General features: G+C 58.3%; 28 protein-coding genes and 1 pseudogene. 22 read left to right on the top strand and 7 right to left on the bottom strand.

Going from position 1 to position 23,518, the window contains the following annotated elements; translation table 11 throughout:
- The 13 genes and pseudogenes from B9Z45_RS15265 to B9Z45_RS15205 all read left to right on the top strand — a co-directional run.
- Positions 1-129: pseudogene (locus B9Z45_RS15265) on the top strand (elongation factor Tu); the annotation flags it as partial.
- Between the two features lie 75 nt (positions 130-204).
- Entirely contained in the window at positions 205-519 is a 315-nt protein-coding gene (rpsJ, locus tag B9Z45_RS15260) for a 30S ribosomal protein S10 (RefSeq protein WP_019426908.1), read from the top strand.
- Between the two features lie 183 nt (positions 520-702).
- Positions 703-1,368 (top strand): 50S ribosomal protein L3, encoded by a 666-nt coding sequence (gene rplC, locus B9Z45_RS15255; protein WP_108408073.1) that lies wholly within the window; start codon positions 703-705, stop codon positions 1,366-1,368.
- Complete coding sequence (gene rplD / locus B9Z45_RS15250; RefSeq protein ID WP_108408072.1) at positions 1,368-1,988, top strand: 50S ribosomal protein L4; 621 nt, start codon at positions 1,368-1,370, stop codon at positions 1,986-1,988. The genes rplC and rplD overlap by 1 nt, the downstream gene beginning before the upstream one ends.
- Entirely contained in the window at positions 1,985-2,299 is a 315-nt protein-coding gene (gene rplW, locus B9Z45_RS15245) for a 50S ribosomal protein L23 (protein WP_108408071.1), read from the top strand. Before rplD ends, rplW begins: the two co-directional genes overlap by 4 nt.
- Positions 2,300-2,301: 2 nt before the next feature.
- On the top strand, positions 2,302-3,126 hold the full coding sequence (rplB, locus tag B9Z45_RS15240; protein WP_100172794.1) for a 50S ribosomal protein L2: 825 nt from the start codon (positions 2,302-2,304) through the stop codon (positions 3,124-3,126).
- Positions 3,127-3,136: 10 nt separating this feature from the next.
- Positions 3,137-3,415 carry a 30S ribosomal protein S19 gene (rpsS, locus tag B9Z45_RS15235; protein WP_007847809.1) on the top strand — a complete coding sequence of 93 codons (279 nt, stop codon included), beginning with the start codon at positions 3,137-3,139 and terminating at the stop codon, positions 3,413-3,415.
- A 9-nt stretch (positions 3,416-3,424) separates the two neighbouring features.
- Complete coding sequence (rplV, locus tag B9Z45_RS15230; RefSeq protein WP_019426902.1) at positions 3,425-3,754, top strand: 50S ribosomal protein L22; 330 nt, start codon at positions 3,425-3,427, stop codon at positions 3,752-3,754.
- 12 nt (positions 3,755-3,766) lie between these two features.
- Positions 3,767-4,645 (top strand): 30S ribosomal protein S3, encoded by an 879-nt coding sequence (rpsC, locus tag B9Z45_RS15225; RefSeq protein ID WP_108408070.1) that lies wholly within the window; start codon positions 3,767-3,769, stop codon positions 4,643-4,645.
- A gap of 11 nt (positions 4,646-4,656) precedes the next feature.
- Positions 4,657-5,073 carry a 50S ribosomal protein L16 gene (gene rplP, locus B9Z45_RS15220; RefSeq protein WP_108408069.1) on the top strand — a complete coding sequence of 139 codons (417 nt, stop codon included), beginning with the start codon at positions 4,657-4,659 and terminating at the stop codon, positions 5,071-5,073.
- Positions 5,074-5,090: 17 nt separating this feature from the next.
- Positions 5,091-5,285, top strand: a complete 195-nt coding sequence (rpmC, locus tag B9Z45_RS15215) for a 50S ribosomal protein L29 (RefSeq protein WP_108408068.1) — start codon at positions 5,091-5,093, stop codon at positions 5,283-5,285.
- Positions 5,286-5,294: 9 nt separating this feature from the next.
- On the top strand, positions 5,295-5,564 hold the full coding sequence (gene rpsQ, locus B9Z45_RS15210) for a 30S ribosomal protein S17 (protein WP_108408067.1): 270 nt from the start codon (positions 5,295-5,297) through the stop codon (positions 5,562-5,564).
- 105 nt (positions 5,565-5,669) lie between these two features.
- Positions 5,670-6,176 (top strand): peroxiredoxin, encoded by a 507-nt coding sequence (locus B9Z45_RS15205; protein WP_108408077.1) that lies wholly within the window; start codon positions 5,670-5,672, stop codon positions 6,174-6,176.
- 64 nt (positions 6,177-6,240) lie between these two features.
- Here the strand turns inward: B9Z45_RS15205 and B9Z45_RS15200 are convergent, their stop codons facing one another.
- Both B9Z45_RS15200 and B9Z45_RS15195 read right to left on the bottom strand, forming a co-directional pair.
- Positions 6,241-6,726, bottom strand: a complete 486-nt coding sequence (locus B9Z45_RS15200) for a GNAT family N-acetyltransferase (RefSeq protein WP_108408066.1) — start codon at positions 6,724-6,726, stop codon at positions 6,241-6,243.
- 36 nt (positions 6,727-6,762) lie between these two features.
- Positions 6,763-7,425, bottom strand: coding sequence for a cytochrome b/b6 domain-containing protein (locus B9Z45_RS15195; protein WP_108408065.1), 663 nt, complete (start codon positions 7,423-7,425; stop codon positions 6,763-6,765).
- A 99-nt stretch (positions 7,426-7,524) separates the two neighbouring features.
- On the opposite strand from B9Z45_RS15195, the gene B9Z45_RS15190 reads away from it, so the two are divergent.
- Positions 7,525-7,977, top strand: coding sequence for a cytochrome c (locus B9Z45_RS15190; protein WP_108408064.1), 453 nt, complete (start codon positions 7,525-7,527; stop codon positions 7,975-7,977).
- A 41-nt stretch (positions 7,978-8,018) separates the two neighbouring features.
- Here B9Z45_RS15190 and B9Z45_RS15185 read toward each other — a convergent pair whose 3' ends face one another.
- The 3 genes from B9Z45_RS15185 to B9Z45_RS15175 all read right to left on the bottom strand — a co-directional run bounded on the left by B9Z45_RS15185 (position 8,019) and on the right by B9Z45_RS15175 (position 10,569).
- Positions 8,019-8,489: a TlpA disulfide reductase family protein gene (locus tag B9Z45_RS15185; RefSeq protein ID WP_108408076.1), complete on the bottom strand. Its 471-nt coding sequence runs from the start codon at positions 8,487-8,489 to the stop codon at positions 8,019-8,021.
- 101 nt (positions 8,490-8,590) lie between these two features.
- Complete coding sequence (locus tag B9Z45_RS15180) at positions 8,591-9,325, bottom strand: alpha/beta fold hydrolase (RefSeq protein ID WP_108408063.1); 735 nt, start codon at positions 9,323-9,325, stop codon at positions 8,591-8,593.
- Positions 9,325-10,569, bottom strand: coding sequence for a CaiB/BaiF CoA-transferase family protein (locus B9Z45_RS15175; protein WP_108408062.1), 1,245 nt, complete (start codon positions 10,567-10,569; stop codon positions 9,325-9,327). Before B9Z45_RS15175 ends, B9Z45_RS15180 begins: the two co-directional genes overlap by 1 nt.
- Positions 10,570-10,621: 52 nt before the next feature.
- Here B9Z45_RS15175 and B9Z45_RS15170 point away from each other — a divergent pair, with 52 nt between their 5' ends.
- The 5 genes from B9Z45_RS15170 to ptsP are packed head-to-tail and all read left to right on the top strand — an operon-like array spanning position 10,622 to position 14,916.
- Entirely contained in the window at positions 10,622-11,170 is a 549-nt protein-coding gene (locus B9Z45_RS15170; RefSeq protein ID WP_108408075.1) for a hypothetical protein, read from the top strand.
- A complete protein-coding gene (locus B9Z45_RS15165; RefSeq protein WP_108408061.1) occupies positions 11,167-12,429 on the top strand; it encodes an MFS transporter in 1,263 nt (420 codons plus the stop codon). Before B9Z45_RS15170 ends, B9Z45_RS15165 begins: the two co-directional genes overlap by 4 nt.
- Positions 12,430-12,442: 13 nt before the next feature.
- Positions 12,443-12,886 carry a PTS sugar transporter subunit IIA gene (locus tag B9Z45_RS15160; RefSeq protein WP_108408060.1) on the top strand — a complete coding sequence of 148 codons (444 nt, stop codon included), beginning with the start codon at positions 12,443-12,445 and terminating at the stop codon, positions 12,884-12,886.
- On the top strand, positions 12,855-13,124 hold the full coding sequence (locus B9Z45_RS15155) for an HPr family phosphocarrier protein (RefSeq protein WP_108408059.1): 270 nt from the start codon (positions 12,855-12,857) through the stop codon (positions 13,122-13,124). The genes B9Z45_RS15160 and B9Z45_RS15155 overlap by 32 nt, the downstream gene beginning before the upstream one ends.
- 43 nt (positions 13,125-13,167) lie before the next feature.
- Positions 13,168-14,916 carry a phosphoenolpyruvate--protein phosphotransferase gene (gene ptsP / locus B9Z45_RS15150; RefSeq protein WP_108408058.1) on the top strand — a complete coding sequence of 583 codons (1,749 nt, stop codon included), beginning with the start codon at positions 13,168-13,170 and terminating at the stop codon, positions 14,914-14,916.
- A gap of 44 nt (positions 14,917-14,960) precedes the next feature.
- On the opposite strand, the gene B9Z45_RS15145 is transcribed toward ptsP, so the two are convergent.
- On the bottom strand, positions 14,961-17,198 hold the full coding sequence (locus tag B9Z45_RS15145) for an ATP-binding protein (protein ID WP_108408057.1): 2,238 nt from the start codon (positions 17,196-17,198) through the stop codon (positions 14,961-14,963).
- A gap of 10 nt (positions 17,199-17,208) precedes the next feature.
- Positions 17,209-17,874: a response regulator transcription factor gene (locus B9Z45_RS15140; RefSeq protein ID WP_255562050.1), complete on the bottom strand. Its 666-nt coding sequence runs from the start codon at positions 17,872-17,874 to the stop codon at positions 17,209-17,211.
- 346 nt (positions 17,875-18,220) lie between these two features.
- Between B9Z45_RS15140 and B9Z45_RS15135 the strand changes: the two genes are divergently transcribed.
- From B9Z45_RS15135 to B9Z45_RS15125, 3 genes are all read left to right on the top strand, one after another.
- Positions 18,221-20,449 (top strand): ATP-binding cassette domain-containing protein, encoded by a 2,229-nt coding sequence (locus B9Z45_RS15135; RefSeq protein ID WP_233252223.1) that lies wholly within the window; start codon positions 18,221-18,223, stop codon positions 20,447-20,449.
- The gene (locus B9Z45_RS15130) at positions 20,446-21,735 is read left to right on the top strand and encodes an HlyD family efflux transporter periplasmic adaptor subunit (protein ID WP_108408055.1); all 1,290 of its coding nucleotides are present in this window, start codon (positions 20,446-20,448) and stop codon (positions 21,733-21,735) included. The genes B9Z45_RS15135 and B9Z45_RS15130 overlap by 4 nt, the downstream gene beginning before the upstream one ends.
- Before the next feature lie 82 nt (positions 21,736-21,817).
- On the top strand, positions 21,818-23,518 hold a 1,701-nt coding region (locus B9Z45_RS15125; RefSeq protein WP_199221923.1), incomplete at its 3' end, for a hypothetical protein.

The following is a 23,518-nucleotide window of genomic DNA, read 5'->3' as shown; positions in this document are numbered from 1 at the left end:
CCGGGTGACAACGTGTCGATCACTGTGAAGTTGATCAACCCCATTGCGATGGAAGAAGGCTTGCGCTTCGCCATTCGTGAAGGTGGCCGCACCGTTGGTGCTGGCGTCGTTGCCAAGATCATTGCTTAATTCTTTTGTGGATCAGTGGCGCAAAGGCCCCGCCTTTGCGCTGCAGCAAGCAAACACTCACCACAAGGAATTGACATGTCATCCAAGCAAAAAATCCGCATCCGCCTGAAGGCGTTTGACTACAAACTGATCGACCAGTCCGCTGCCGAGATCGTTGACACCGCCAAGCGCACTGGCGCGATTGTCAAGGGCCCAGTGCCTTTGCCAACGCGCATGAAGCGTTTTGACATTCTGCGTTCACCGCACGTCAACAAGACCAGCCGCGACCAGTTGGAAATCCGCACGCACCAGCGTTTGATGGACATCGTGGACCCCACAGACAAAACAGTGGATGCCTTGATGAAACTCGATCTGCCCGCTGGCGTGGACGTCGAAATCAAGCTGCAGTAATGCGGTTTGGGGTGGCTGAAAAGCCACCCAAAAACTTGAAACGTGGTCTGATTTGCCAGCATTGGGAAGTCGGGCTATAATTTCAGGCTCACCTCCATTCGAGGTGAGATTTATTAACAGTCTTTCACATACCAAACGTGGCTGCCAATTGAAGTGGCCGCGGTGGAAGTTTTGGAGAAAACAATGAGTCTGAGCAACTCCCTCGGGTTGCTGGGTCGCAAGGTGGGCATGATGCGTCTGTTCACTGATGATGGGGATTCCGTTCCTGTCACAGTGCTGGATGTGTCCAGCAACCGTGTATCCCAGGTCAAAACCCAAGAGAACGATGGCTATGTCGCTTTGCAAGTGACATTTGGTGCCCGCAAGGCATCGCGCGTGACCAAGCCCATCGCTGGTCACCTGGCCAAAGCCGGTGTTGAAGCCGGTGAAATCATTCAAGAATTCCGCGTGACCACCGACACGGCCTCCCAGTACGCTGCAGGCGCTACTGTGCCCGTGGCTGCTGTGTTTGCTGTGGGCCAAAAAGTGGACGTGCAAGGCACATCCATTGGTAAAGGCTTTACCGGTACCATCAAGCGTCACAACTTCAAATCCCAGCGCGCTTCGCACGGTAACAGCCGTTCGCACAACGTCCCGGGTTCGATTTCGATGGCCCAAGATCCTGGCCGCGTGTTTCCTGGCAAAAAAATGTCTGGTCACCGTGGTGATGTGACTTGCACCACGCAGAACCTGGCCGTCATTCGCGTTGACGAAGCCCGTGGTCTGCTGATGGTCAAGGGTGCTATTCCTGGTTCCAAAGGTGGTTTTGTGACCGTGCGTCACGCCATCAAAACTAAAGGAGCGAACTGATGCAGCTCGAACTCCTGAACGACCAAGGTCAAGCCGCTTCCAAAGTGGATGCGCCTGAAACCGTATTCGGTCGTGAATACAACGAAGCCCTGATCCACCAAATCGTGGTGGCTTATCAGGCCAATGCCCGTCAAGGCACCCGCGCCCAAAAGGACCGTGAACAAGTTCACCACTCCACCAAAAAGCCTTTCAAACAAAAAGGCACTGGTCGCGCTCGTGCTGGTATGACTTCCTCGCCTTTGTGGCGTGGCGGTGGTCGGATTTTCCCGAACATGCCCGACGAAAACTTCACACAGAAGATCAATAAGAAGATGTACCGCGCTGGTATGGCTTCGATCTTCTCCCAGTTGGCCCGCGAAGGTCGTCTGGCAGTTGTGGATTCCTTCAAGGTCGAGTCGCCAAAAACAAAGCAGCTTGCTGCCAAGTTCAAGGCCATGAGCCTCGACAACGTGCTGGTGATCGCTGAAGAAGTCGACGAAAACCTGTACCTGGCATCGCGCAACCTGATCAACATCCTGATTGTTGAGCCCCGTTACGCAGACCCCGTGTCTTTGGTGAACTTTAAGAAAGTCATCATGACCAAGGGTGCCATGGACAAACTCAAGGAGATGTTTGCATGAGCGCCGTGAAGTTCGACGAAGGTCGTCTGATGTCGGTGTTGGTTGCGCCCATCGTGTCCGAAAAGGCCACCATGGTTGCTGAAAAGTCCAACGCTGTGACATTCAAAGTGCTGCAGGATGCTACCAAGACTGAAATCAAAGCCGCAGTGGAATTGATGTTCAAGGTCGAGGTCAAAGGCGTGTCTGTGGTGAATACCAAGGGCAAGACCAAGCGTTTTGGCAAGACCATTGGCCGTCGCGACAACATTCGCAAGGCTTATGTCACGTTGAAGCCAGGTCAAGAGCTGAACCTGTCCGGGGAGGCCGCGTAATCATGGCTGTCATCAAGATCAAACCAACATCCCCAGGCCGTCGTGGCGTGGTGAAGGTCACCCGTGACCACCTGCACAAAGGTGAAGGCTACGCGCCTTTGCTCGAGCCGCAGCATCAGAAATCGGGCCGTAACAACAACGGTCACATTACAACTCGCCACAAAGGCGGTGGTCACAAGCACCACTACCGCGTGGTCGATTTCAAGCGCAACAAAGATGCGATTCCGGCGAAAGTCGAGCGCATTGAGTACGACCCAAACCGTACGGCCCACATCGCCTTGTTGTGCTACGCCGATGGCGAGCGCCGCTACATCATTGCCCCCCGTGGCATTGAAGCCGGTGCAACCCTGCTGTCGGGTGCAGAAGCGCCTATCCGCGCTGGCAACACCTTGCCGATCCGCAACATTCCCGTGGGTTCGACCATCCATTGCATCGAGCTCAAGCCCGGTGCGGGTGCTCAAATCGCTCGCTCGGCGGGGGCTTCGGCCACCTTACTGGCTCGCGAAGGCATCTACGCTCAAGTGCGCATGCGCTCCGGTGAAGTTCGCAAGATCCACATCGAGTGCCGCGCAACGATTGGTGAAGTTGCCAACGAAGAACACAGCCTGCGCCAATTGGGCAAGGCCGGTGTCAAACGCTGGATGGGTATCCGCCCAACAGTTCGTGGCGTGGCCATGAACCCTGTGGATCACCCGCACGGTGGTGGCGAAGGCCGTACCGGCGAAGGCCGTCATGCAGTAGACCCGTGGGGCAACCTCACCAAGGGCTACCGTACCCGTAACAACAAGCGCACTCAGGTCATGATCGTGTCGCGTCGCAAGAAGTAAGGGTTAGACAATGACACGCTCTCTCAAAAAGGGTCCATTCGTTGACCACCATTTGTTGGCCAAGGTTGAAAAAGCCGTTGCCACCAAAGATAAAAAGCCCGTCAAGACATGGTCGCGTCGCTCCATGGTTCTGCCCGATTTCATCGGTCTGACCATCGCCGTTCACAACGGCAAGCAACACGTTCCTGTTTATGTGACCGACCAGATGGTTGGCCACAAATTGGGCGAATTCGCACTGACCCGGACATTTAAGGGTCATCCTGCGGACAAAAAAGTCCAGAAGAAATAAGGAAAGACCATGGAAACACGTGCAGTCCTCCGGGGCGTCCGTTTGTCGGTCGATAAAGGCCGCTTGGTCGCCGATTTGATTCGCGGTAAAAAAGTGGATCAAGCTCTGAACATTTTGACTTTCACGCAGAAAAAAGCTGCCGGTATTGTCAAAAAGGTTCTGGAGTCCGCCATCGCCAACGCTGAACACAACGATGGTGCTGACATCGACGAGTTGAAGGTGAAAACCATCTACGTCGAACAAGGCACCACGCTCAAGCGTTTCACCGCCCGCGCCAAAGGCCGTGGCAACCGTATCAGCAAGCCCACATGCCATGTGTATGTGACGGTCGGCAATTAAGCAGGAAGAACTATGGGACAGAAAATCCATCCTACCGGTTTCCGCCTGGCTATCAGCCGTAACTGGGCAAGCCGCTGGTACGCCAGCAACCGTGACTTCGCCGGCATGCTGGCCGAAGACATCAAGGTGCGTGAGTACCTCAAGGCCAAGCTCAAGAATGCTGCGGTTTCCCGCGTGCTGATCGAGCGTCCTGCCAAGAGCGCCCGCATCACCATCTTCTCGGCTCGTCCAGGTGTGGTGATCGGCAAAAAAGGCGAAGACATCGAGTTGCTCAAGAAGGAACTCTCTGCTCGTCTGGGCGTGCCTGTTGCAGTCAACATCGAAGAAGTGCGCAAGCCCGAAATCGATGCCCAGTTGATTGCTGACAGCATCACACAGCAGCTCGAAAAGCGGATCATGTTCCGTCGCGCCATGAAGCGTGCCATGCAAAACGCCATGCGTCTGGGTGCCCAAGGCATCAAGATCATGTCGGCTGGTCGTCTGAACGGCATTGAGATTGCGCGTACAGAGTGGTACCGCGAAGGCCGTGTGCCATTGCACACCCTGCGCGCAGACATCGACTATGCAACGTCTGAAGCGAAGACCACCTACGGCATCATCGGTGTCAAGGTCTGGGTCTACAAAGGTGACACTTTGGGCCGCAACGATGCACCCGCATTGGCCGAGCCTCGTGCCGATGAAGAACGCCGCCCACGTGGCCCACGCCGTGATGCCCGTCCTGGTGAGCGCCCAACTGGCGATCGTCGGGGTGGTCCACGTCGCCCCGCAGGCACCAACACAGCACCGACCGATGGCAGCGACAAGCCTGCTGGGGCCGGTGGTGATGCAAAACCCGCCGTTAAGCGCGTACGCACAGTCGCCGCGCCAGCTGCAGCAGCTGACGGTCAATAAGGAGTAATTACATGCTGCAACCTGCTCGCAGAAAGTACCGCAAGGAACAGAAAGGCCGCAACACCGGCATCGCTACACGTGGCAACACGGTGGCGTTTGGTGACTTCGGCCTGAAGTCCACAGACCGTGGTCGTTTGACGGCCCGCCAGATCGAAGCTGCACGTCGTGCAATTTCCCGTCACGTCAAACGTGGTGGTCGCATCTGGATTCGTGTGTTCCCTGACAAGCCGATTTCCACCAAGCCTGCTGAAGTGCGTATGGGTAACGGTAAAGGTAACCCCGAATACTACGTGGCCGAAATCCAACCCGGAAAGGTGCTCTACGAAATCGTGGGCGTGCCAGAAGAGTTGGCCCGTGAAGCCTTCAAATTGGCCGCTGCCAAGCTGCCCTTGCGCACCACATTTGTGGCACGCATGATTGGCCAATAATTCAGGAGAAACAAGAAATGAATGCTGCTGAATTGCGCCTCAAAGACGTTGCGCGTATCAAAGACGAAATCAAAGCGCTGCAAAAAGCCCACTTTGGCCTTCGTATGCAAAAAGCCACGCAACAACTCGGCAACACCGGAACGCTGAGCCAGACACGACGCGAAATCGCCCGTGCCAAAACCATTCTTGCCCAAAAGCAAGTCGCCAAGTAAGGAGTGACCATGACGGAAGCGAAAATATCCCTCAAGCGCACCTTGATTGGCAAGGTGGTCAGCGACAAACGTGCCAAGACCGTGACCGTGCTTGTGGAGCGTCGTGTAAAACACGCCCTCTACGGCAAGATTGTGGCCAAGTCGAGCAAATACCATGCGCACGACGAAACAGGTCAATACCACCTGGGCGACACCATTGAAATCACGGAAAGCCGTCCGATTTCGAAGACCAAAAACTGGGTGGCAACTCGCCTGGTTCAGAAAGCTGCAGCCGTCTAAGCCTCAAAAGCCCGACTCCTGCAAACTTTAAAAAAACGACCCACAATGGTGGGTCGTTTATTTTTACCCCGGCCACAGTGCCAACCCCAACTCTTGGAGCTCAAAATGATCAAAGTCGGAGACAAACTGCCCGCTGCCACCCTGATGGAATATGTCGAAGTGGAAGGCAATGGCTGCAGCATTGGCCCCAACGCCGTCGATGTGGCCAAAGCCGCCGCAGGCAAGACCATCGCCTTGTTTGCGTTGCCTGGTGCCTTCACGCCCACCTGCTCGGCCAAGCATGTTCCCGGTTATGTTGAAAACCACGATGCCTTGAAGGCCGCAGGTGTCGATGAAATTTGGTGTGTCAGCGTGAACGATGCCTTCGTCATGGGCGCTTGGGCCCGCGAACAAAAAACCGGAACCAAGGTGCGCATGCTGGGTGACGGCAGCGCCGACTTCAGCAAAGCCACGGGCTTGGTCCTCGACTTGACCACACGCGGCATGGGTGTGCGCAGCAACCGCTACTCCATGTTGGTCAAAGACGGTCAGGTCACGAGTTTGAACGTCGAAGGTCCTGGCAAATTTGAAGTCAGTGATGCAGCAACTTTGTTGTCGCAAGCCAAAGCCTGATTTGCTTCGCCATTAAAAAAGGGGCCATTGGCCCCTTTTTTTTGGGTGCCCAGCAGGCCAGGCGTCAGCCGATGTCCACTTTAAGATAGTGCGCGCCCGCGTGGGGGTTGTGATAGTAGGGCGGAATTTCTTCAAACCCAAGATCTTCGTACAGAGCCCGCGCTGATTCCATCTCGTCGAGTGTGTCAAGCAGCACGCAAGCGTAGCCGGCATTGTGCGCAGCCTCCAGGATGGCTTCTGTCAACTGACGGCCGATGCCCAGACCCCGAAACGCCTTGCGGACATAAAGCCGTTTCATTTCGGCCGAGTTGGTGTAGTCGGAATTGTCAAGCGGCCTCAAGGCAACGCAACCGGCAGGGGCCCCGTCCACCCAAGCCAGCAACAGGGCGCCGCGAGGTGACGTGTATTCACCTGGTAAACCGGCAAGCTCTTCGTCAAAACCCTGAAAGCACAGGTCAACGTTCAGGCTGGAGGCGTACTCATGAAACAGTGCTCGGGTCTCCAACCAGTCAGAGGCGCTGGCTGGATGAAGCAATTGAACAGTGGGCATGAGCTTGGCAAGCGTTGTGAAAACATCAGTGTAGCGTTAACCACCCAGAGGCACGATGGCCGCCACCACAACGCCGGCAGCGATGAACAAGGCCACAGCCAAACTGCGGGATTTGCCGTTGTCGCGCGATGGGGTGACCGCTTCAGGCAAAGTCTTGTCGCCATGCCACATGGCAGGTACCAGAGGCTGTTGCTTGCCCCAGCGGTACCAAGCAATGGCCAGCAAATGGCTCACAACCAAAACGATCAAGATGAGTTTGCCCCAGTTTTTGTGCCAACTGGTGGCTAGGCTCACCCAAGCATCAGGCACCAAAGAGGACAACGGGCCCATGTTGGCGATTTCATCGTCACTGACCAGGCCCGTGGCCACTTGAAGGCTCAAAAAAAGCATCAAGGCCAGCACCGACCAGGAACCCAAGGGACTGTGACCCGCCAGATGTCGGGTGCTGGTTGATACCTGGGTGTAAGCCAAGACACTGGTGGGGCTAACAGGCAGCTGTGACCAGCGTGACCAATAACCACCGAAAACGCCCCAGACGAGTCTGAACAAAACCAGCGTGAGCACGGCATAACCCAAACGGAAATGCCAAGCCATGGCATCACCACCCACATTGCCGGTGATGACCAGGCCAACCACGCAGACCGCCAGGGACCAGTGGAAAACGCGAGTGGGTAAATCCCAAATGCGAACGGTGAACATAAGTACTTTCAATGATGCAAATAAAACAATATTATGTGAAAATTAACCGATGGTGAAGCATCCTGCGTTAACTGACCTTTTAAATGATTGGAGACAAACATGAAAACAATGTTGAGCCTGCTCGGCGCATCGATGGTGTTGACCCTGGCCTTGCCCGCGCAAGCCCAGTTTGCCAAACCCGAAGACGCCATCAAATACCGCAAGGCGAGTTTCACTGTAATGGCTGCACATTTCGGGCGCTTGGGTGCCATGGCCAACGGCCGTGTTCCCTATGACGCCAAAGCTGCCGTAGACACTGCAGATACGGTGTCCGCACTGGCCAAATTGCCATGGGCTGCATTTGGCGAGGGCACAGACAAAGGCGAAACACGCGCCAAGCCGGAAATCTGGAAAGAGTCTGCCAAGTTCAAGGAAGCCTCAGACAAGATGCAAGCCGAACTCGTCAAGCTGAATGTGGCCGCCAAGGCGGGCAATCTGGATGCGCTGAAAGCCGCATTTGGACCTGCTGGGGCCAGTTGCAAAGCCTGTCACGACAACTTCAGAAAAGATTGATGCGACTGACCTGAAGGGCCGGACCACCTGGTCTGTCAGGCTCAGGTCTCGGCCAGCAGCTTTTCAATCAAACGGTGCAGTTCTGCAAAGTCGGGTGTGCCCACAAACCGTTTGACGATTTCACCGCGCTTGTTCACCAGAAAAGTGGTGGGCGTGAGTTGAACGTCGCCCCATTCGCGGGCAACGGCGCCGGTGTTGTCAATCGCCACCTTGAATGGCAATTGACGCGACTGTGCAAAGTTCACCACGTAGCTGGGGGGGTCATAGCGCATGGCCACGGCCAGGGTTTCGTAGCCCCTGTCTTTGAACTTGTTGTAGGTGGACACCAACTCGGGCATTTCGGCGACGCAACTGGTGCAACTGGTGGCCCAGAAATTCACCAGGCTGACCTTGCCCTTGAGTTGAGCCGTGGTCACTTGGGAGCCATCCAGCAAGACAAAGGAGGAGGGCGGCGCTTTGTCTTGGCTGCAGCCGGGCAAGCCCAGCAAAGCGAAGGCAAGAAGGACGGCCATGAAGGACAAACGTTTCATGCGCCCATTGTAAAAGCCAAGTCTTGGCAAGCTGATAAGAGCGCCTAAAGCGCTGTGGCCTTAAGGGCTATCGCTTGTAACCACTACGTCGAGCAAAGACCCAGCAAAAGACCCAGCAGATCCTGCGGGGCGCTCACCATCGGGTCGTGGCCGGTATTCATTTCGAGCACCTGGGCGCCAGGCAGCCAGGCGCCATCCCAAAACGTTGGGTCCACCATGCGCTGGCGGCTGACGTCGATGGTGCTCAGCCCGGGGTTGGTGCAACTGATGAAGGTCCGTGGCACGCTGGCCACCCGCTGCGGGTCAAAGTTAAGCACATGGTTGTAGGGCCCGCCGGGGTGGGGCGTTTGGCGCCTTTGCACCCAGGCATGGTCGGCCCCGCTCAGGCCAAACACGGCGGGGTCGGGCGCCGGAAAGCTGCGCATCGGGTCCGCTTGCGTTGCTGCCATGCGCGCCTGGCGGGTGGCATTGGCGTGGGTGCTGCTCCAGCTTTCGCCGGGCTGGGGCAGCACGGCGTCCAGATACACCAGATGGCGCAGGCGCTCGGGCCTGCGGTCAGCCACGGCCGTGCCCAGCATGCCTGCATAAGAATGCACCACCAGCACCACGTCATGGAGCTCCTCAGCATCCATGGCGGCCATGACGTCATGAATGTGGGATTCCAGGTCGATGTCGGGGCGAAGCAAGTGGGCGCGCTCACCCACCCCGGTCAGCGTGACGGCGTGGGCACGGTGTCCTGCCTGGATCAAGCCCGGCAACACACGCTGCCAGCACCACGCCCCGTGCCAGGCACCATGGACCAGTAAAAAATTCGCCATCAAATTACCCCTTTGCCACGCAAGCGGCCTTGTTGCTCCTCTGTCCAGCCCAGCACCTCGGCCAGCACTTCGGCCGTGTGCTGTCCCAGCATGGGGGGCGGCAGTTCTTGGCGAACCGGGGTGCGGCTCAACTTGATCGGGCTTGCCACCAGCTTCAAATTGGGCTGGATCGGGTGCGACCAAGTGCTCACCATGCCGCGTTCGGCCACCTGCGGATCGGCAAATACCTCGGCGAGCGTGTTGATGGCCCCACATGGCACTTTGGCCGCTTCCAGTGCGGCCAGCCATGCGGCCTTGGTGCGGGTCTTCATGATCACCTCAAGCAAGGGAACCAATTCGGCGCGATGGCGAACCCGTTGGGTATTGAGCGCGTAGCGTGGGTCCAGCGCCAGTTCGGGGCATCCGGCCACGGCACAAAATTTGGCAAATTGCCCGTCATTTCCCACGGCCAGGATCAGGTGATCGCGGGTGGCCGGCAGCGACCCTTCAGGGGCCTTCACCTCGAACACCTGGTAGGGCACGATGTTTTGGTGGGCGTTGCCTGCCCGACCGGGCACTTTGCCGCTGACCAGGTAATTGGCGCCCAGATTGGCCAGCATGGCGACCTGGGTGTCCAGCAAAGCCATGTCCACTTGCTGGCCTTCGCCACTGCGCTCGGCGTGGCGCAGTGCCGCCAAAATGGCCACCGTGGCGTACATGCCGGTGAACAAATCTGCCACCGCCACCCCCACTTTTTGGGGGCCACCGCCCAGGTCATCGCGCTCGCCGGTCACGCTCATGAGGCCGCCAATGCCTTGCACGGCATAGTCGTAGCCCGCGCGCTCACGATAGGGTCCCGTTTGGCCAAAACCAGTCACGCTGCAATACACCAGCTTGGGGTTGATGGCGCTCAGGCTGGGGTAGTCCAGTCCGTAGCGGGCCATGTCGCCGACCTTGAAGTTTTCGACAAACACATCGCAGTGCTTGACCAACTCGCGGATCAGGGCCTGGCCATCGGCCTGGGCGATGTCACAGGTGACAGACCGCTTGTTGCGGTTGGCACCCAGGTAATAGGCCGCTTCGGCCGTGTCACGTCCTTGGGCGTCTTGCAGGAAAGGGGGCCCCCAGGTTCGGGTGTCATCGCCTGAGCCGGGGCGTTCGATCTTGATGACATCAGCCCCCAGATCGGCCAAAGTCTGGGTGCACCAGGGGCCCGCCAAAACGCGGGAGAGGTCTAAAACGCGGATGCCATCGAGTGAATTCATACTTTCATTGTCGCGAAAAATGGCGCCCGCCGCTGATCGGGATAATCACTCCATGCGAACCTCTTTCATGGCCCTCTTGGCCAGACTGCCTCTCAGCCTTGCTTTGACCGCTTGCAGCCCCGACCAAAACTGGCGAGAAGTCACCTTTGAAGGAACTTCCCTCAAAGCCCAATTGCCTTGCAAGCCCGATCGCACCACGCGTTCGGTCCCGCTGGGCGGGGTGCCGGTGGACTTGCAGGTCGTGGGCTGCGAAAGCGGCACGGCCATCGTGGCAGTGATGACCGCGCCCTTGCAGGCCGGTGCTGATGCCCAGGCCTTGCTGGCCGGTTGGCAACAAGCCACTTTAGACAATGCGCGGGTCAACCGTCCACTGGCTGCTGCGCAGCAACAGGTTTGGCACCGACCCGGGCAATTGCCCTTGGCCTCATCGGTACGCATTCAGGCCCCAGGCCTGCGTGCCAATGGTGAAGCGGTGCAGATGGCGGCCGTCTGGGGCGCCGTGGCCGAAGGGGACCGGGTGCGTTTGGTCCATGCCGTGGTTTATGACCGTGCGATTTCGCCAGAAATGGCTAACACTTTGTTTGACGGACTGAAACCATGAGCACTTCCACGTTGACGCACCCTGACCGATTGCCGCGTCGCACGGCTGTGGTTGTTTTTTTGGCGTTTGCGCTGGCCTATTTTTTCTCGGCCCTGGTCCGGGCCATCACGGCCACCCTGTCGCCAACGCTGACCACAGAGTTCAGCCTCAGTGCGCAAGACTTGGGCTTGCTGGCGGGCGGTTACTTTCTGGGTTTTTCGCTCACCCAGTTGCCGCTCGGGCGATTGCTGGACAAACATGGCCCCAAAAAAGTGGTGCTGGCCTTCTTGTCATTTGCGGTTCTGGGCTGTTTGGCCTTTTCATGGGCGGACAGTTTCCATGGCCTCCTGGCTGCGCGTGTGCTGTGCGGCATGGGCGTTAGCGCCTGCCTGATGGCCCCCTTGACCGGCTACCGGCGTTGGCTGGATGCCAGCAGCCAGTTGCGCAGCAACTCATGGATGCTGATGACAGGCTCTTTGGGCATGCTGGCCGCCACCTTGCCTGTGCAATGGCTCATGCCTATCTGGGGTTGGCGCGCGCTGTTTGTCATGCTGGGCTTGATGATTGCCATCGCCATGGTCTTGATTGCGTTGGTTGTGCCGATATGGCAAACCACCCCGGCAGGGGCAGCCAGCACACAAACGCCGCACCATGACGACGGCAGTTACCGCGAAATCTGGCGCAGCGCGTATTTTTGGCGCATGACCCCGATTGGTTTTTTCACCTACGGCGGCATGGTGGCGATTCAGACTTTGTGGGCAGGCCCCTGGATGACCCAGGTCGCAGGCTGGACCGCAGACGAAGCGGCCAAAGGCTTGTTCCTCATCAATTTGTCCATGCTTGTGACCTTCTGGCTGTGGGGGCTGGTCACCCCTGGTTTGGCCCGCAGGGGGATTCCGGTGGAACGCCTGATCGCCTGGGGTTTGCCCCTGAGCTTCGGGGTGATTGGCACCTTGGTCTGGATGGGGCCTGCTGTGGGCTCTGCAGCGGCAGCGGGCCTGGCCTTGTTGTGCATTAGCAGCACTTTTGTGGCGCTGGCCCAGCCCGCTGTGGGCATGGCGTTCCCGTCGCATCTGGCCGGGCGTGCACTGTCTGCATACAACCTGGTGGTTTTTGCGGGCATTTTCGTGGTGCAGTGGGGCATCGGTCTGCTGGTGGACGCCGGGCGGGGCATGGGCCTCGAAAAACCGGCGGCCTACCAGGCCGCGTTGGCCTGCTTTGGTATTTGCTCCGGTTTGTCTTGGGTGTATTTCTTGCTGAAAAAGCCGGTTCAGCCCTGATAATGAAGTCCTCATGATCGGCATCCTCATCATTGCTCACGCCCCGCTGGCCAGCGCTTTGCGCGAATGTGCCGTGCATGTTTTCCCGGACTGCGCGACCGGCGTCATGGCCCTGGATGTGTTGCCCGACGAAGCGCCAGAGACCAGCTTGTTCAAAGCCCGCGAAGCCATCCGGAGTTTGGGTGCATCCGAGGTCTTATTGCTCAGCGATGTGTTCGGCGCCACACCGTGCAACGTGGCGCAACAGATCAACGATGGCCTGAACACCCGGCTGGTCGCCGGTGTCAATTTGCCCATGTTGCTGCGCAGTGTGTGCTACCGAAACGAAAGCCTGGAGGCCTTGGCCGCTCGTGCGCACGCCGGTGGCACGCAGGGCGTCATGCCCGTTGGCAGTACTGCGCCCCAGAACCAAACAGGAAAAAGACATGCCCCAAGTCACAACGACCATCAGCAATAAACTCGGTCTGCACGCACGCGCCTCGGCCAAGCTCACCAAGCTCGCGGGCAGTTTCCCATGCGAAGTCTGGCTCAGCAAGGGCGATCGCCGCATCAACGCTAAAAGCATCATGGGTGTGATGATGCTCGCCGCAGGGCTGGGCTCTGAAGTGCTGGTCGAGACCAGCGGCGAGCGCGAGGACGAAGCGATGCAAGCCTTGCTGGCGCTGATGGCTGACAAATTTGGCGAAGGTGAATGAGCATGCAGATGCGCTCTGGCCACGGGTGTGCTGAGGTGATGCCATGACCTTCAGCATCCATGGCTTGGCGGTGGCCCGGGGCATTGCCATCGGTCGTGCGGTGCTGGTGGCATCCAGTCGGGTCGATGTGGCCCACTATTTCATTCAGCCCGAGCAGGTCATTTCGGAAATAAGGCGCCTGCGCAAGGCCCGCGATGACGTGGTCGATGAGCTGCAGCGTTTGCAAAAAGACATGCCCAAAGACGCGCCGCACGAGTTGGCGGCCCTTCTGGATGTGCACCTGATGCTGCTGCAAGACGAAGCGCTGACGGCGGGGGTTGTGCATTGGATTAGAGACCGTTTCTACAACGCTGAATGGGCGCTGACCAGCCAACTTGAAATCATCGTGCGCCAGTTCGAGGAAATGGAAGACCCCTATTTGCGCGAACGCAAAGCCGACATGGAGCAGGTGGGCGAGCGGGTGTTGCATTGCCTCAAAGGCACGGGTGCGTTGGTGGTGCAGCCCAAGCGGCCGCAGCGGCCCCAGCAAGAGCTGCAACTGGGCGATACGGATGTCCCCCTGGTGCTGGTGGCGCACGATTTGTCGCCCGCCGACATGCTGCAATTCAAGCAAAGCGTGTTCACCGGCTTTGTCACCGATGTGGGCGGCAAGACCTCGCACACCGCCATTGTGGCGCGCAGTCTGGACATTCCGGCCGTGGTGGGTGCCCGCACCGCCAGCCAACTGGTCAAGCAAGACGACTGGGTCATCATCGATGGCGATGCCGGCGTGGTCATCGTCGACCCCTCGCCCATCATCTTGTCCGAGTACAGCTTCAAGCAGCGTCAGGCTCAGCTGGAGCGCGAGGGCCTGGCGCGCCTGCGGCACACGCCTGCCGTCACGCTCGATGGCGAAAAAATCGAGCTGTTGGCCAACATTGAAATGCCCGAAGACACGGCAGCAGCCTTGGCCGCCGGCGCGGTGGGCGTGGGCTTGTTCCGCTCGGAGTTTTTGTTCATGGGCCGCCAGGGCAATCTGCCGGATGAGACGGAGCAGTACCAGGCTTACCGGCTGGCCGTCGAAGGCATGAACGGCTTGCCGGTGACCATCCGCACCATCGATGTTGGCGCCGACAAACCGCTGGACGAGGCGCGCCATGATGCTGCCCACTTGAACCCGGCTCTGGGCTTGCGTGCCATCCGCTGGAGCCTGGCCGATCCGTCCATGTTCCTCACCCAATTGCGTGCCATCCTGCGCGCGGCGGCGCATGGCCAGGTCAACTTGTTGATTCCAATGCTCAGCCATGCCAGCGAGATTCGCCAGACCCTGCTGCTCATCGAGCAGGCGCGGCATGAGCTGGACCGCAAAGGCATGGTCCACGGCCCGGTCCGCCTGGGCGCCATGATCGAAATCCCGGCCGCAGCCCTGTCCCTGCGCCTTTTCCTCAAGCATTTTGATTTCCTGTCCATCGGCACCAACGACCTGATCCAGTACACCTTGGCCATCGACCGTGCCGACGAATCGGTGGCGCACCTGTATGACCCCCTGCACCCGGCGGTGCTGCGATTGGTGGCCGACACCATCGCCGCCTGCAAGGCTCAGGGGAAGGGTGTGTCGGTGTGCGGGGAAATGGCCGGTGATGTGGGCATGACCCGCTTGCTGCTGGGCCTGGGCTTGCGCAGCTTTTCCATGCACCCGTCGCAGGTGCTGGCGGTCAAGCAGCGCATCTTGTTGTCCAACACCGACAAACTCAGGCTCTGGGCCGATCAGGTGCTCGACAGCGATGACCCCAGCGCACTGATGCAGCGCTGAAGCCACCGTGCAAGGCAGTGCATGCGCAGCTTCCAGTGCTGAACTCAGGCCCTTGGCAAAGGCAAGGACAGCATCACACAAGTTCCAGGATGGCTCTGGGTGACCAGCAATGTGGCGCCCATCATGCGGGCGCGTTGCTGCATGTTGTAGACACCTCTGCCCAGCACCGGCTTATCGGGGTAGCCCAAGCCGTTGTCTTCCACCGTGACCCTCAGATGCAAGGCCTGCGGGTCAAAGGTCACTGAAATCCCGATGTGCTTGGCCTGTGCGTGTTTCAGGGCGTTGTTGATGGCCTCTTGAATGATGCGCAGCAACTGCAAGATGGTCCGCTGCTGCAACTCGGGGGCTTTGTCGATGTCCAGGGTCCACGACAGCGCCATCGGCAAATGCGCGGTGCGTTTTTCCAGTCGGAAACGCATGTCGGCCAAAGAGTCCAGCAAGCTGTTGTGGGCGTTGCTCAGCGTGTCGGCCACCAAGTACAGATCGGCCATGCACTCTTGAAGAATCACCGATAAATCGTCCGGTGAAATCTTGCCTGCATCGGCCATCAAGCGTGCGGTGGCCAGCTGGGAACCGAAGCCGTCGTGTATGTCCTGCAAGAGCATCTCGCGTTCTTCGTTTTTGGATTGCTGGATGGCTACCCGAGTGAGTTGATCATGGGCCGTTTTCATGGCTTCTTGAGCTTCCTTGTAAACGGTTACATCCACGAGCACACCTTCAAACGCGGTGTAGCCATCAGGCAGAGTCCGGGGCACAGCTTCCACGCTCAACCAACGCGTTTCCCCGTGCACCAGGATGCGGCCTTCCCAGGTTAGAACCTGGGGCTGTTGGAAAACCTGTCGGTGCCCATTTATCAGGCTCTCTAAATCATCAGGATGAACACGGCTGAGCACCTGAGTCGGGTCGGCAGTCACCAATTCCCGCGTGATATCGACCATCTGCAGCCAGCGCTTGCTCAGAAAACTGAAGCGCGGTTTGCCATCGGGCGATACTTCCAGCACATAGGTGCCCACCGGAATGGCCTCGGTAAGCTTCAGGGCGGTCTGCTCAATACGCTGGATGGTTTCCAAGGCCGAGCTCAGTTCCACCGTTCGGGCGGAGATTTGGGTTTCGAGGTTGACACTGAGATCACGTGCGCTGCGCAGTGAAACGATCAATTGGTGGGTCAACAAGAAGCCGATGAGCACGATGGTGGTTGCAAACCCCAGTGGTGCCAGGTAGATAAATTCGAAGCTGCCTTGCCCACTGAACATCAGCCAGTCATGTAAACCCAGCATGTACTGCAAGATCATCAGGCCGCAGACCGTGAAGTGTCTGCTGTTGCCATACAGCACTGACCAGCGCACCAAGAATGTGATCAGGACCGGCGAAATCAGCAGTAGCGGCAGGTAGGCCACAGAAACCAGCAAGCTGTTTTCGGTGAGCGCATAAAACACGGTCGCACAAACCAGCCCGTAGCCCAGTGTCCAGCGGGTGTGCCAGGCACGTTGCTTGCCAAACAAATGCAGGCAGGTCAGCAGGAACAGGTATGCCGCCAGAAGCCGGCCCACGATAATCAGCCAGTTCCAGAACTTCATCGACAGCGGCAACTCGTCGGCGATCAGGTTGCTGAGCGAGATGGCCAAACACAGGCAGGTCAAGCCATACCAGCGGTAGACAGATTCTTCACGCAGCGACACCCCGATCGTTAGCGAAAGCATGCCCAGCGTCAAAATGGCGAACGCCAGCCACTCATAAATTGTGATGCGCAACGCAAACCGGGGCAGGTAAACATCCCGATAAAGCCAGTGGGCATCGCCCACCAGGACTTCAGACATGCCGCTGAGCTGGCCGTGGTTGGCATGGATCTCGATCTCCAGGGTGTTGACGCCTGCATGCCAAAGCTGGGTGGCCGGCTTGAACAGCAGGGGGCGATGCAGGCAGCGCAGACGCGCCAAGTCGCCATCGGCACATTGATCGACCAACTCACCATTCAAATACAGGGCGCCAGCCAGGCTGAGCTTGTTGATGAAAACACCCAGAGCTTGCTCGGGTGCCTTGGGCAGGTCCACGCTCAGGCGGTAGCGGACACGGCTGCCTTTGGCATCCAACTCCTGGTGGGTCAGCACATGGGGCAGCGTCACGGTACGCTCGCCCAGGGGGCTTGTCAGAGTGGCTGACGTAAGGCGCAGCGCCAGAGGCTTTGTTGCTGTTTCAGTCGGCCCTGCCAGCACCGCCAAGTGCCAGGCCTGAAGAACCCAAAACACCAGCAAGAATCGCCAGAACCATTTGATGCAGCCCATGGCTTTCAGCTCAGATCAGTCCGGCGTCGCGCGCCTTGCTGACCGCCTGAACCTGGGATCGGACCTCCAGTTTGCGGTACAGATTCCGAATATTGGACTGCACCGTGGAGATGCCGATGCCCATCAGCACGGCCGTTTGCTCGTAACTGTTGCCCCGCGCGATCGATTGCAGTGTTTCCAATTCCCGCGGTGACAAGCTGGATGAAACGGCTGACTTGCCGGTCGGAGCCCCTGCCAGCTTGAACAAAGTCCGTGCCAGTGACGGACTGATTGGGTAGTGGCCTTGGAGGACTTCGATGATCGCTTGTCCAATTGACTGGGCCGAATCGCCCTTCATGATGTAACCGTTGGCGCCTGCCCGGATGGCGGCCAGAACGGATCTTTCTGTCGACATCATCGAAATGACCAAAATGGGAATTTCGCTAAATCGTCTGCGAATGGACTGGATGACTTCAATCCCCCCCATGTCCGGCAGCCCCAGGTCGACCAGCGCCAAGTCCAGCCGCATTTGGGGCTGTTCAAGCAGCTCCATCACGGCCGTACCGGTTGCACATTCCATGATGTTTCCCTTGAGCCCGATGTGCTGAATGGCCTTGTTCATTAACAGTCGAAAAGCAGGGTTGTCCTCCACAAGGACAACATTGCGCGCTACAAATAAAGAGTTGCTAGAGTTCATCATAATGTTCATTAATGGTCTAAATTTATCAAATTTCCTATAAAATTAAACCCATAAATATAGTAGACGCTGCATGTAAATGTGATTCTCATCTCGGTGTGATCTGCCGACACTCAATTGTCCCAAACGCAATTGATATGGTCATGAGTTCCCTGTCCAAGTGTTCACGCCATTGACTAAACCGCATGGTCACCGTCCTGTAGCCAAATATGGCCGGGGTGGGTCTTCCACGGTAAACGATTAATTCGATTGAATCTACAAAAATGCAAATAAATTTAATTTTTATAGCGGCATGCGTCATCGTTATGGAAAAACCGCATAACTCGACCGCTGAGCAGGGCCTGCCATGACCGATTCATTGGGTCTGGAAATGCCAATCCCCGAGGTGGATGCGCAAGCCATTGCCCCCAGTCCTGAACAATTGCTGAAGGACGGGTTGCGCTGGGCCCTGCAGCGCCTGAGTCAGTTGCAAGGCGGTCGCTTGGACCCGATTCGGCTGAAAGAGGGCATTGATCGCCTGGCAGACACACGCAAGCCGATGCAGCAATTGGCAGATATTTGCCATTCCCTCGGCAAGAATTCGCCTAAATTATTAAAAACGCCAGATCGTCCGCTGGTGCCCATGATGGCGCTGCACCCCAGCGAGGGCTGGGGGGTCATCGTTGACCGCGCAGCCGATGGCAGCTGGATTTTGCAAACCCCTAAAGGCGCCGTTCCAGTCACGCAAGTCTCGCTGGACCGTGCCTGCGCGGTGGTCCAGCTTGGGCCAAAAATCAATCTGGCGCTGGGCCTTTTTGCCCAACACGAGGGCCCGGTTACTTTCTTTTCGCATGTTCGCGAGACCCTGACCCTTTACCGGCGAGAGCTGATCGAAACCAGTTTGGCCTCGGCCTTCATTGGCATGCTGGCGCTGGCGACATCCTTGTTCTCGATGCAGGTTTACGACCGGGTCATCCCGACGCGCAGCGAACACACGCTGATCATTCTGGCGGTGGGCGTTTTGCTCAGCATCCTGATCGAGCTGGGCATGAAGTTTGCCCGCTCCAACATCATGGATTACGTCGTGGTTGGCCTGGACAGCCGGCTGTCTCGCGAGATCTTCGACCGCCTCATGCAACTGCGCGTGGACCAAGTGCCCAACTCAGTGGGCAGCTTGGCCAGCCAGTTGAGGGGTTATGAACAAGTGCGGGGGTTTTACACCGCCACCACCCTGTTCACGATCATTGACGCGCCGCTGGCGCTCCTGTTCATCTTTGTCATCGCTGCCGTGGCCAGCCCCTGGGTGGCCTTGGTGCCTTTGGTTTTTGCAGTGATTGCCGTGTTCATCGGCTTGTCCATTCGCAAAAAGATCATGGCCCACGCCAAGGACGGCGCGCAGTTCTCGAACCTCAAAACCGGTTTATTGGTTGAAGCGGTCGAGGGCATCGAAACAATCAAGGCCGGCTCGGGGGGCTGGAAGTTCCTCTCGCGCTGGATCGGCGTCAATGCCCAAACCATCACCAACGACTTGAAAACCCGTGGTGCCACCGAAAGCATCGGTTATCTGTCTGCATCCATCCAGCAAATCAGCTATGCCGGACTGATCGTGGTGGGCGCCTTGATGGTGATGCAGGGTCACATGACGCAGGGCGCCCTGATTGCCAGCTCCATCCTCAGTGGACGCATTTTGGCGCCCATTTTGGCGATCCCGGGTTTGTTGGTGCAGTACGCACATGCCAAGGCCGCACTCGAGGGGTTGGAGCGGCTTTACCAACTCAAGACCGACCACGACGGCATTGACGCACCCTTGACCCCGGCTGCGCTCATGGGGCATTTTGAATTGACCGACGTGACCTTTGCCTATGGCGACAACCCACCCGCTTTGGTCGTCCCCCGGCTCGAGATTAAACCCGGCGAACGCGTGGTGGTACTGGGCCCGATTGGTGCGGGCAAGTCCAGCCTGCTGCGCGTGCTGAGCGGTTTGTACCACCCGACGCAAGGGCGCATCCTGGTCGATGGGCTGGAGCTTGGCCACATCCACCGCCAGGTGATCAACCAGAACGTCGGCTACCTGCAGCAAGACCATCGTCTGTTTCACGGCACGCTGCGTGACAACTTGCTCATTGGCCTGCCTGACCCGGGCGATGAAGCCCTGCTGACCACCATGCGCCTGACGGGCATGGACCGCTTTGTGGCCAGTCACCCCAAGGGCCTGGCACGGGTCATTGCCGAGGGTGGCAAAGGCCTCAGTGGCGGGCAAAAACAGCTGGTGGCATTTACCCGCCTGATTCTTTGTGACCCCCATGTCTTTTTGCTCGACGAGCCAACGGCAACGATGGACGAAGAGCAAGAGCAGCGCTGTCTGGCCGTGCTGGCGCAGCAGGCGCAGGCAGGCAAGACCCTGGTGATCGTCACCCACAAGCCGGCCTTGTTGCCCTTGGCCACCCGCATCATGGTGGTGGCGGGCAACAAGATCGTTCTGGACGGTCCCCGTGATGCTGTGTTGCAGCAACTCCAGCAAAAAGCCAGGCCCCAGCCCAGCGCTGCGCCTCAGCCAACTTCCCCTTCCCCTTCCCCTGCGGCGGTGCAGTCATGATTTCTGATCCTCTTAAAAGCAGACTTGCCGGTGCGGCCCAAGACATCGTTGATCTCGAGCTCAAGCCCAAGTTCAAGGGCTCATCCGAGCCGATCCGGCACAACAACCTGCACGACCTGCAAGCGCCCACCCGTGCGCGCAGCGTCATGGGCGTGATCATTGTTTCCCTGATTGCGCTGACCGTGTGGGCGGCTTTCGGCAAGATCGACCAGGTCACGCGGGCCCAGGCCGTGCTCATGTCGGCCGAGCGCACGCAGTTGGTTCAAACGCCCGATGGGGGTGTGCTGACCGAGCTGCACGTCAAGGAAGGCCAGCACGTGAAAGCCGGGCAATTGCTCGCCCGCTTGCAAAAAGAGCGTGCGGCTGCGGGCGTCTCGGACAGTAGCGCCAAGGTGGCGGCCCTGCGCATCACGCTCGCACGGCTGCATGCCGAGGTCTACGGCACGCCCCTGCAATTCAGTGGCGATCTGGCGCCCTACGCCGAATACATTCGCAACCAGCGAGACCTGTACAACAAGCGCCAGACCGCCTTCAAGGAAGACCTGCAGGCTTTGGCAAATATCCTTGTGCTGGCCGAAGAAGAAATGCGCATCAACCACCAGCTGGAGGCCACTTCCGATGTCAGCCGTGCTGAAGTCCTGCGTCTGGAGCGGGGGGTGGCCGACATCAAGGCCCAGATCACTGGCAAGCGCAACAAGTACTTTCAGGACGCCCAGGCAGAAATGACTAAGGCACAAGAAGACCTAAGCTCCCAAAACGAGCAGCTGCGCGATCGACAGCAGGTGCTGGAAAACACCGAGTTGGTGGCCCCGATGGACGGCGTCATCAACAGCATCAAGGTCACCACCATTGGCGGCGTGGTCCGCCCTGGCGAAACGCTCATCGACATCTTGCCCAGCGGTGAAAACTTGATCGTTGAGGCCAAGATACCGCCCGCTGACATGGCCTTCATTGCGCTGGGGCAGGACACCAGCATCAAGCTCGACGCTTATGACTCGGCCATCTTTGGTGGCCTGCGAGGCAAGGTCGACTACATCAGTGCCGAGGCCTTGTTTGCAGAAAAAGCCAGTCCAGGCGTGCCCATCGGCCCCAACAACCCCCCCATTTATTACCTGGTCCGAATGCACATCACCGGCACCGAGTTTCATGGCGACAAAGCCCGCGACATCAAGCTGCGGGCGGGGCTGACGGCAGGTGTCGAGATCAAGGCACTTGAGCGCACGGTACTCAGTTACCTGACCAAACCCATCACCAAAACCATGAGCTCGGGGCTGGGGGAGAGATAGATCGATCAGCAAGTCAGTGAGTTATCCAAAAAAATCAAAAAAAATTCAGGGAGGCCATCCATGACCAAGGGACAAAAAATAAATGTCGTCAATCGTTGTTCACCAGTTGTCTGCACAAGGCAAGCTTTCGCGCGCCGAATCGGCGTCCCATGACAAATCATCAAAGGTCCTGCGCGTACAGGTAGAGCCGTCTGCACGGTTGTCCGTGCAAATCGATGGAGCGAACTTTTCAGGTAACACCTTGCCGTCTGGCAAAAAGCCTATTTTGAAAAAAAGTGGCAAAAACCTGCTGCTGGAAGTCGATGAAGAAACGCTGATCGAATTCACGGATTTTTATGCCGTACAAGGGGCGGTCCTGGATGGCGAAGATTGGCACTTTGCCACCGACATCAGCCTGACAACCCCGGGCTTCCAAGCCGACAGTGCTGAGTTGCCCGTGCTGGAGACAGCAAGTCCAGGCCAAACCACAAGCCCGACATCCCCCGGGGGCAGCGCCTTTGGCGGCATTATGTTGCTTGGTGTGGCGGCGAGCGCAGGGGTTGCGCTGGCGAAAACGGGCGCCGTAGCCAGCCTGCCGGAAAACACAGATCCACCAGTCAACCCTCCAGCGCCTCAAAGTGTTGTCAGTGGCATGCTCACGGGCGGACCGGTCATCAGTGGCAGTCGGCTCAAGGTCGTCCTGTACAAAGCCGATGGCAGCCTGATCAATGGCACCGAAGCTGCAAGCACAGCCTTGGTCGACGACCAGGGCCGCTACAGCATCAACGTAGGCAGTTACACCGGAGTGGTGATCGCCAAAGTGGTTGACGACAACGGCACAGCACCCGATTACATGGACGAGGCCACGGGTGTGGCGGTCGACCTGAACGCCAACTACATGGCCGTGGGCGTGGTCGATAGTGCAAATTTGACATTGCACATCAACCCCTTGACCACACTGGCCGCCATCAAGGCCGGGTTGCAAGCCGATGGCAGTGGCACCGTCACGGCCGACCAGGTGGTCAAAGCCAATGCGGCCATCGCGAAGGCCGTTGGCCTGACAGGGGTCTTGACAACACTGTTGCCCGATGTAACCAATGATGACAAGCCTGGCGCCAACGCCATTGGGCGAGTGCTGGCCGCGCTTTCAGGTCTGGATGCCATGCATGGTGGTGATGCCCAAACGACACTCGCCATGCTGGCCCAGCAAATGGATACCAGTGGCAGTCAGATGATCGTGTCACCCGCGTTCTATTCTGCGCTTCTTAAAGGTGCGGCTAAAGCCCAGCAAGGCAATCCGTTGGCAAATGGCGGTTTGCTCGGTCAAATGCAGATCGACCTGACCAACCTGAAAATGGCGGCGGCCGACAAGGCGGTGGCTGAAGAGATTGCGGCCAAAGCGCTGGAGGAAGCTGCTGCGGCCAAAGCCACGGCCAAAGCCGATGCGGCGGCCAAAGCAGCGCAAGACAAGGCGGCGGCGGACAAAGCGGCGGCTGAAGAAATTGTGGCCAAAGCGCTGGTGAAAGCTGTTGCGGCCAAAGCGCTGGTCGATGCGCAAGCTGCGTTCAATGCTGTCAAAAATGGCACCGACACGGCTGCCATCACTGCGGCCCAAAATGCGTTGACAGCGGCAAGCACAGCGGCCGCCAAAGCCACGGCTGAAGCGGACGCGGCTAGCAAAGCGGTGCAAGACAAAGCGGCGGCGGACAAAGCGGCGGCTGAAGAGATTGCTGCCAAAGCGGCCGATGAAGTTGCTGCCGCCAAAGCGCTGGTTGCTGCCCAAACTGCACTGACTGCGGCCAAC

It is taken from the genome of Limnohabitans sp. 2KL-17 (assembly GCF_003063415.1).
In the GTDB taxonomy this organism is placed as follows: domain Bacteria; phylum Pseudomonadota; class Gammaproteobacteria; order Burkholderiales; family Burkholderiaceae_C; genus Limnohabitans_A.
The sequence above is the reverse complement of the archived record's forward strand: the minus strand, read 5'-3'. Positions and strand labels throughout refer to the sequence as shown.

Coding starts and splice junctions, on each gene's coding strand:
- rpsJ (WP_019426908.1), top strand. CDS start 205: ATGTCATCCAAGCAAAAAATCCGCATCCGCCTGAAGGCGTTTGACTAC.
- rplC (WP_108408073.1), top strand. CDS start 703: ATGAGTCTGAGCAACTCCCTCGGGTTGCTGGGTCGCAAGGTGGGCATG.
- rplD (WP_108408072.1), top strand. CDS start 1,368: ATGCAGCTCGAACTCCTGAACGACCAAGGTCAAGCCGCTTCCAAAGTG.
- rplW (WP_108408071.1), top strand. CDS start 1,985: ATGAGCGCCGTGAAGTTCGACGAAGGTCGTCTGATGTCGGTGTTGGTT.
- rplB (WP_100172794.1), top strand. CDS start 2,302: ATGGCTGTCATCAAGATCAAACCAACATCCCCAGGCCGTCGTGGCGTG.
- rpsS (WP_007847809.1), top strand. CDS start 3,137: ATGACACGCTCTCTCAAAAAGGGTCCATTCGTTGACCACCATTTGTTG.
- rplV (WP_019426902.1), top strand. CDS start 3,425: ATGGAAACACGTGCAGTCCTCCGGGGCGTCCGTTTGTCGGTCGATAAA.
- rpsC (WP_108408070.1), top strand. CDS start 3,767: ATGGGACAGAAAATCCATCCTACCGGTTTCCGCCTGGCTATCAGCCGT.
- rplP (WP_108408069.1), top strand. CDS start 4,657: ATGCTGCAACCTGCTCGCAGAAAGTACCGCAAGGAACAGAAAGGCCGC.
- rpmC (WP_108408068.1), top strand. CDS start 5,091: ATGAATGCTGCTGAATTGCGCCTCAAAGACGTTGCGCGTATCAAAGAC.
- rpsQ (WP_108408067.1), top strand. CDS start 5,295: ATGACGGAAGCGAAAATATCCCTCAAGCGCACCTTGATTGGCAAGGTG.
- B9Z45_RS15205 (WP_108408077.1), top strand. CDS start 5,670: ATGATCAAAGTCGGAGACAAACTGCCCGCTGCCACCCTGATGGAATAT.
- B9Z45_RS15200 (WP_108408066.1), bottom strand. CDS start 6,726: ATGCCCACTGTTCAATTGCTTCATCCAGCCAGCGCCTCTGACTGGTTG.
- B9Z45_RS15195 (WP_108408065.1), bottom strand. CDS start 7,425: ATGTTCACCGTTCGCATTTGGGATTTACCCACTCGCGTTTTCCACTGG.
- B9Z45_RS15190 (WP_108408064.1), top strand. CDS start 7,525: ATGAAAACAATGTTGAGCCTGCTCGGCGCATCGATGGTGTTGACCCTG.
- B9Z45_RS15185 (WP_108408076.1), bottom strand. CDS start 8,489: ATGGCCGTCCTTCTTGCCTTCGCTTTGCTGGGCTTGCCCGGCTGCAGC.
- B9Z45_RS15180 (WP_108408063.1), bottom strand. CDS start 9,325: ATGGCGAATTTTTTACTGGTCCATGGTGCCTGGCACGGGGCGTGGTGC.
- B9Z45_RS15175 (WP_108408062.1), bottom strand. CDS start 10,569: ATGAATTCACTCGATGGCATCCGCGTTTTAGACCTCTCCCGCGTTTTG.
- B9Z45_RS15170 (WP_108408075.1), top strand. CDS start 10,622: ATGCGAACCTCTTTCATGGCCCTCTTGGCCAGACTGCCTCTCAGCCTT.
- B9Z45_RS15165 (WP_108408061.1), top strand. CDS start 11,167: ATGAGCACTTCCACGTTGACGCACCCTGACCGATTGCCGCGTCGCACG.
- B9Z45_RS15160 (WP_108408060.1), top strand. CDS start 12,443: ATGATCGGCATCCTCATCATTGCTCACGCCCCGCTGGCCAGCGCTTTG.
- B9Z45_RS15155 (WP_108408059.1), top strand. CDS start 12,855: ATGCCCCAAGTCACAACGACCATCAGCAATAAACTCGGTCTGCACGCA.
- ptsP (WP_108408058.1), top strand. CDS start 13,168: ATGACCTTCAGCATCCATGGCTTGGCGGTGGCCCGGGGCATTGCCATC.
- B9Z45_RS15145 (WP_108408057.1), bottom strand. CDS start 17,198: ATGGGCTGCATCAAATGGTTCTGGCGATTCTTGCTGGTGTTTTGGGTT.
- B9Z45_RS15140 (WP_255562050.1), bottom strand. CDS start 17,874: ATGAACTCTAGCAACTCTTTATTTGTAGCGCGCAATGTTGTCCTTGTG.
- B9Z45_RS15135 (WP_233252223.1), top strand. CDS start 18,221: ATGACCGATTCATTGGGTCTGGAAATGCCAATCCCCGAGGTGGATGCG.
- B9Z45_RS15130 (WP_108408055.1), top strand. CDS start 20,446: ATGATTTCTGATCCTCTTAAAAGCAGACTTGCCGGTGCGGCCCAAGAC.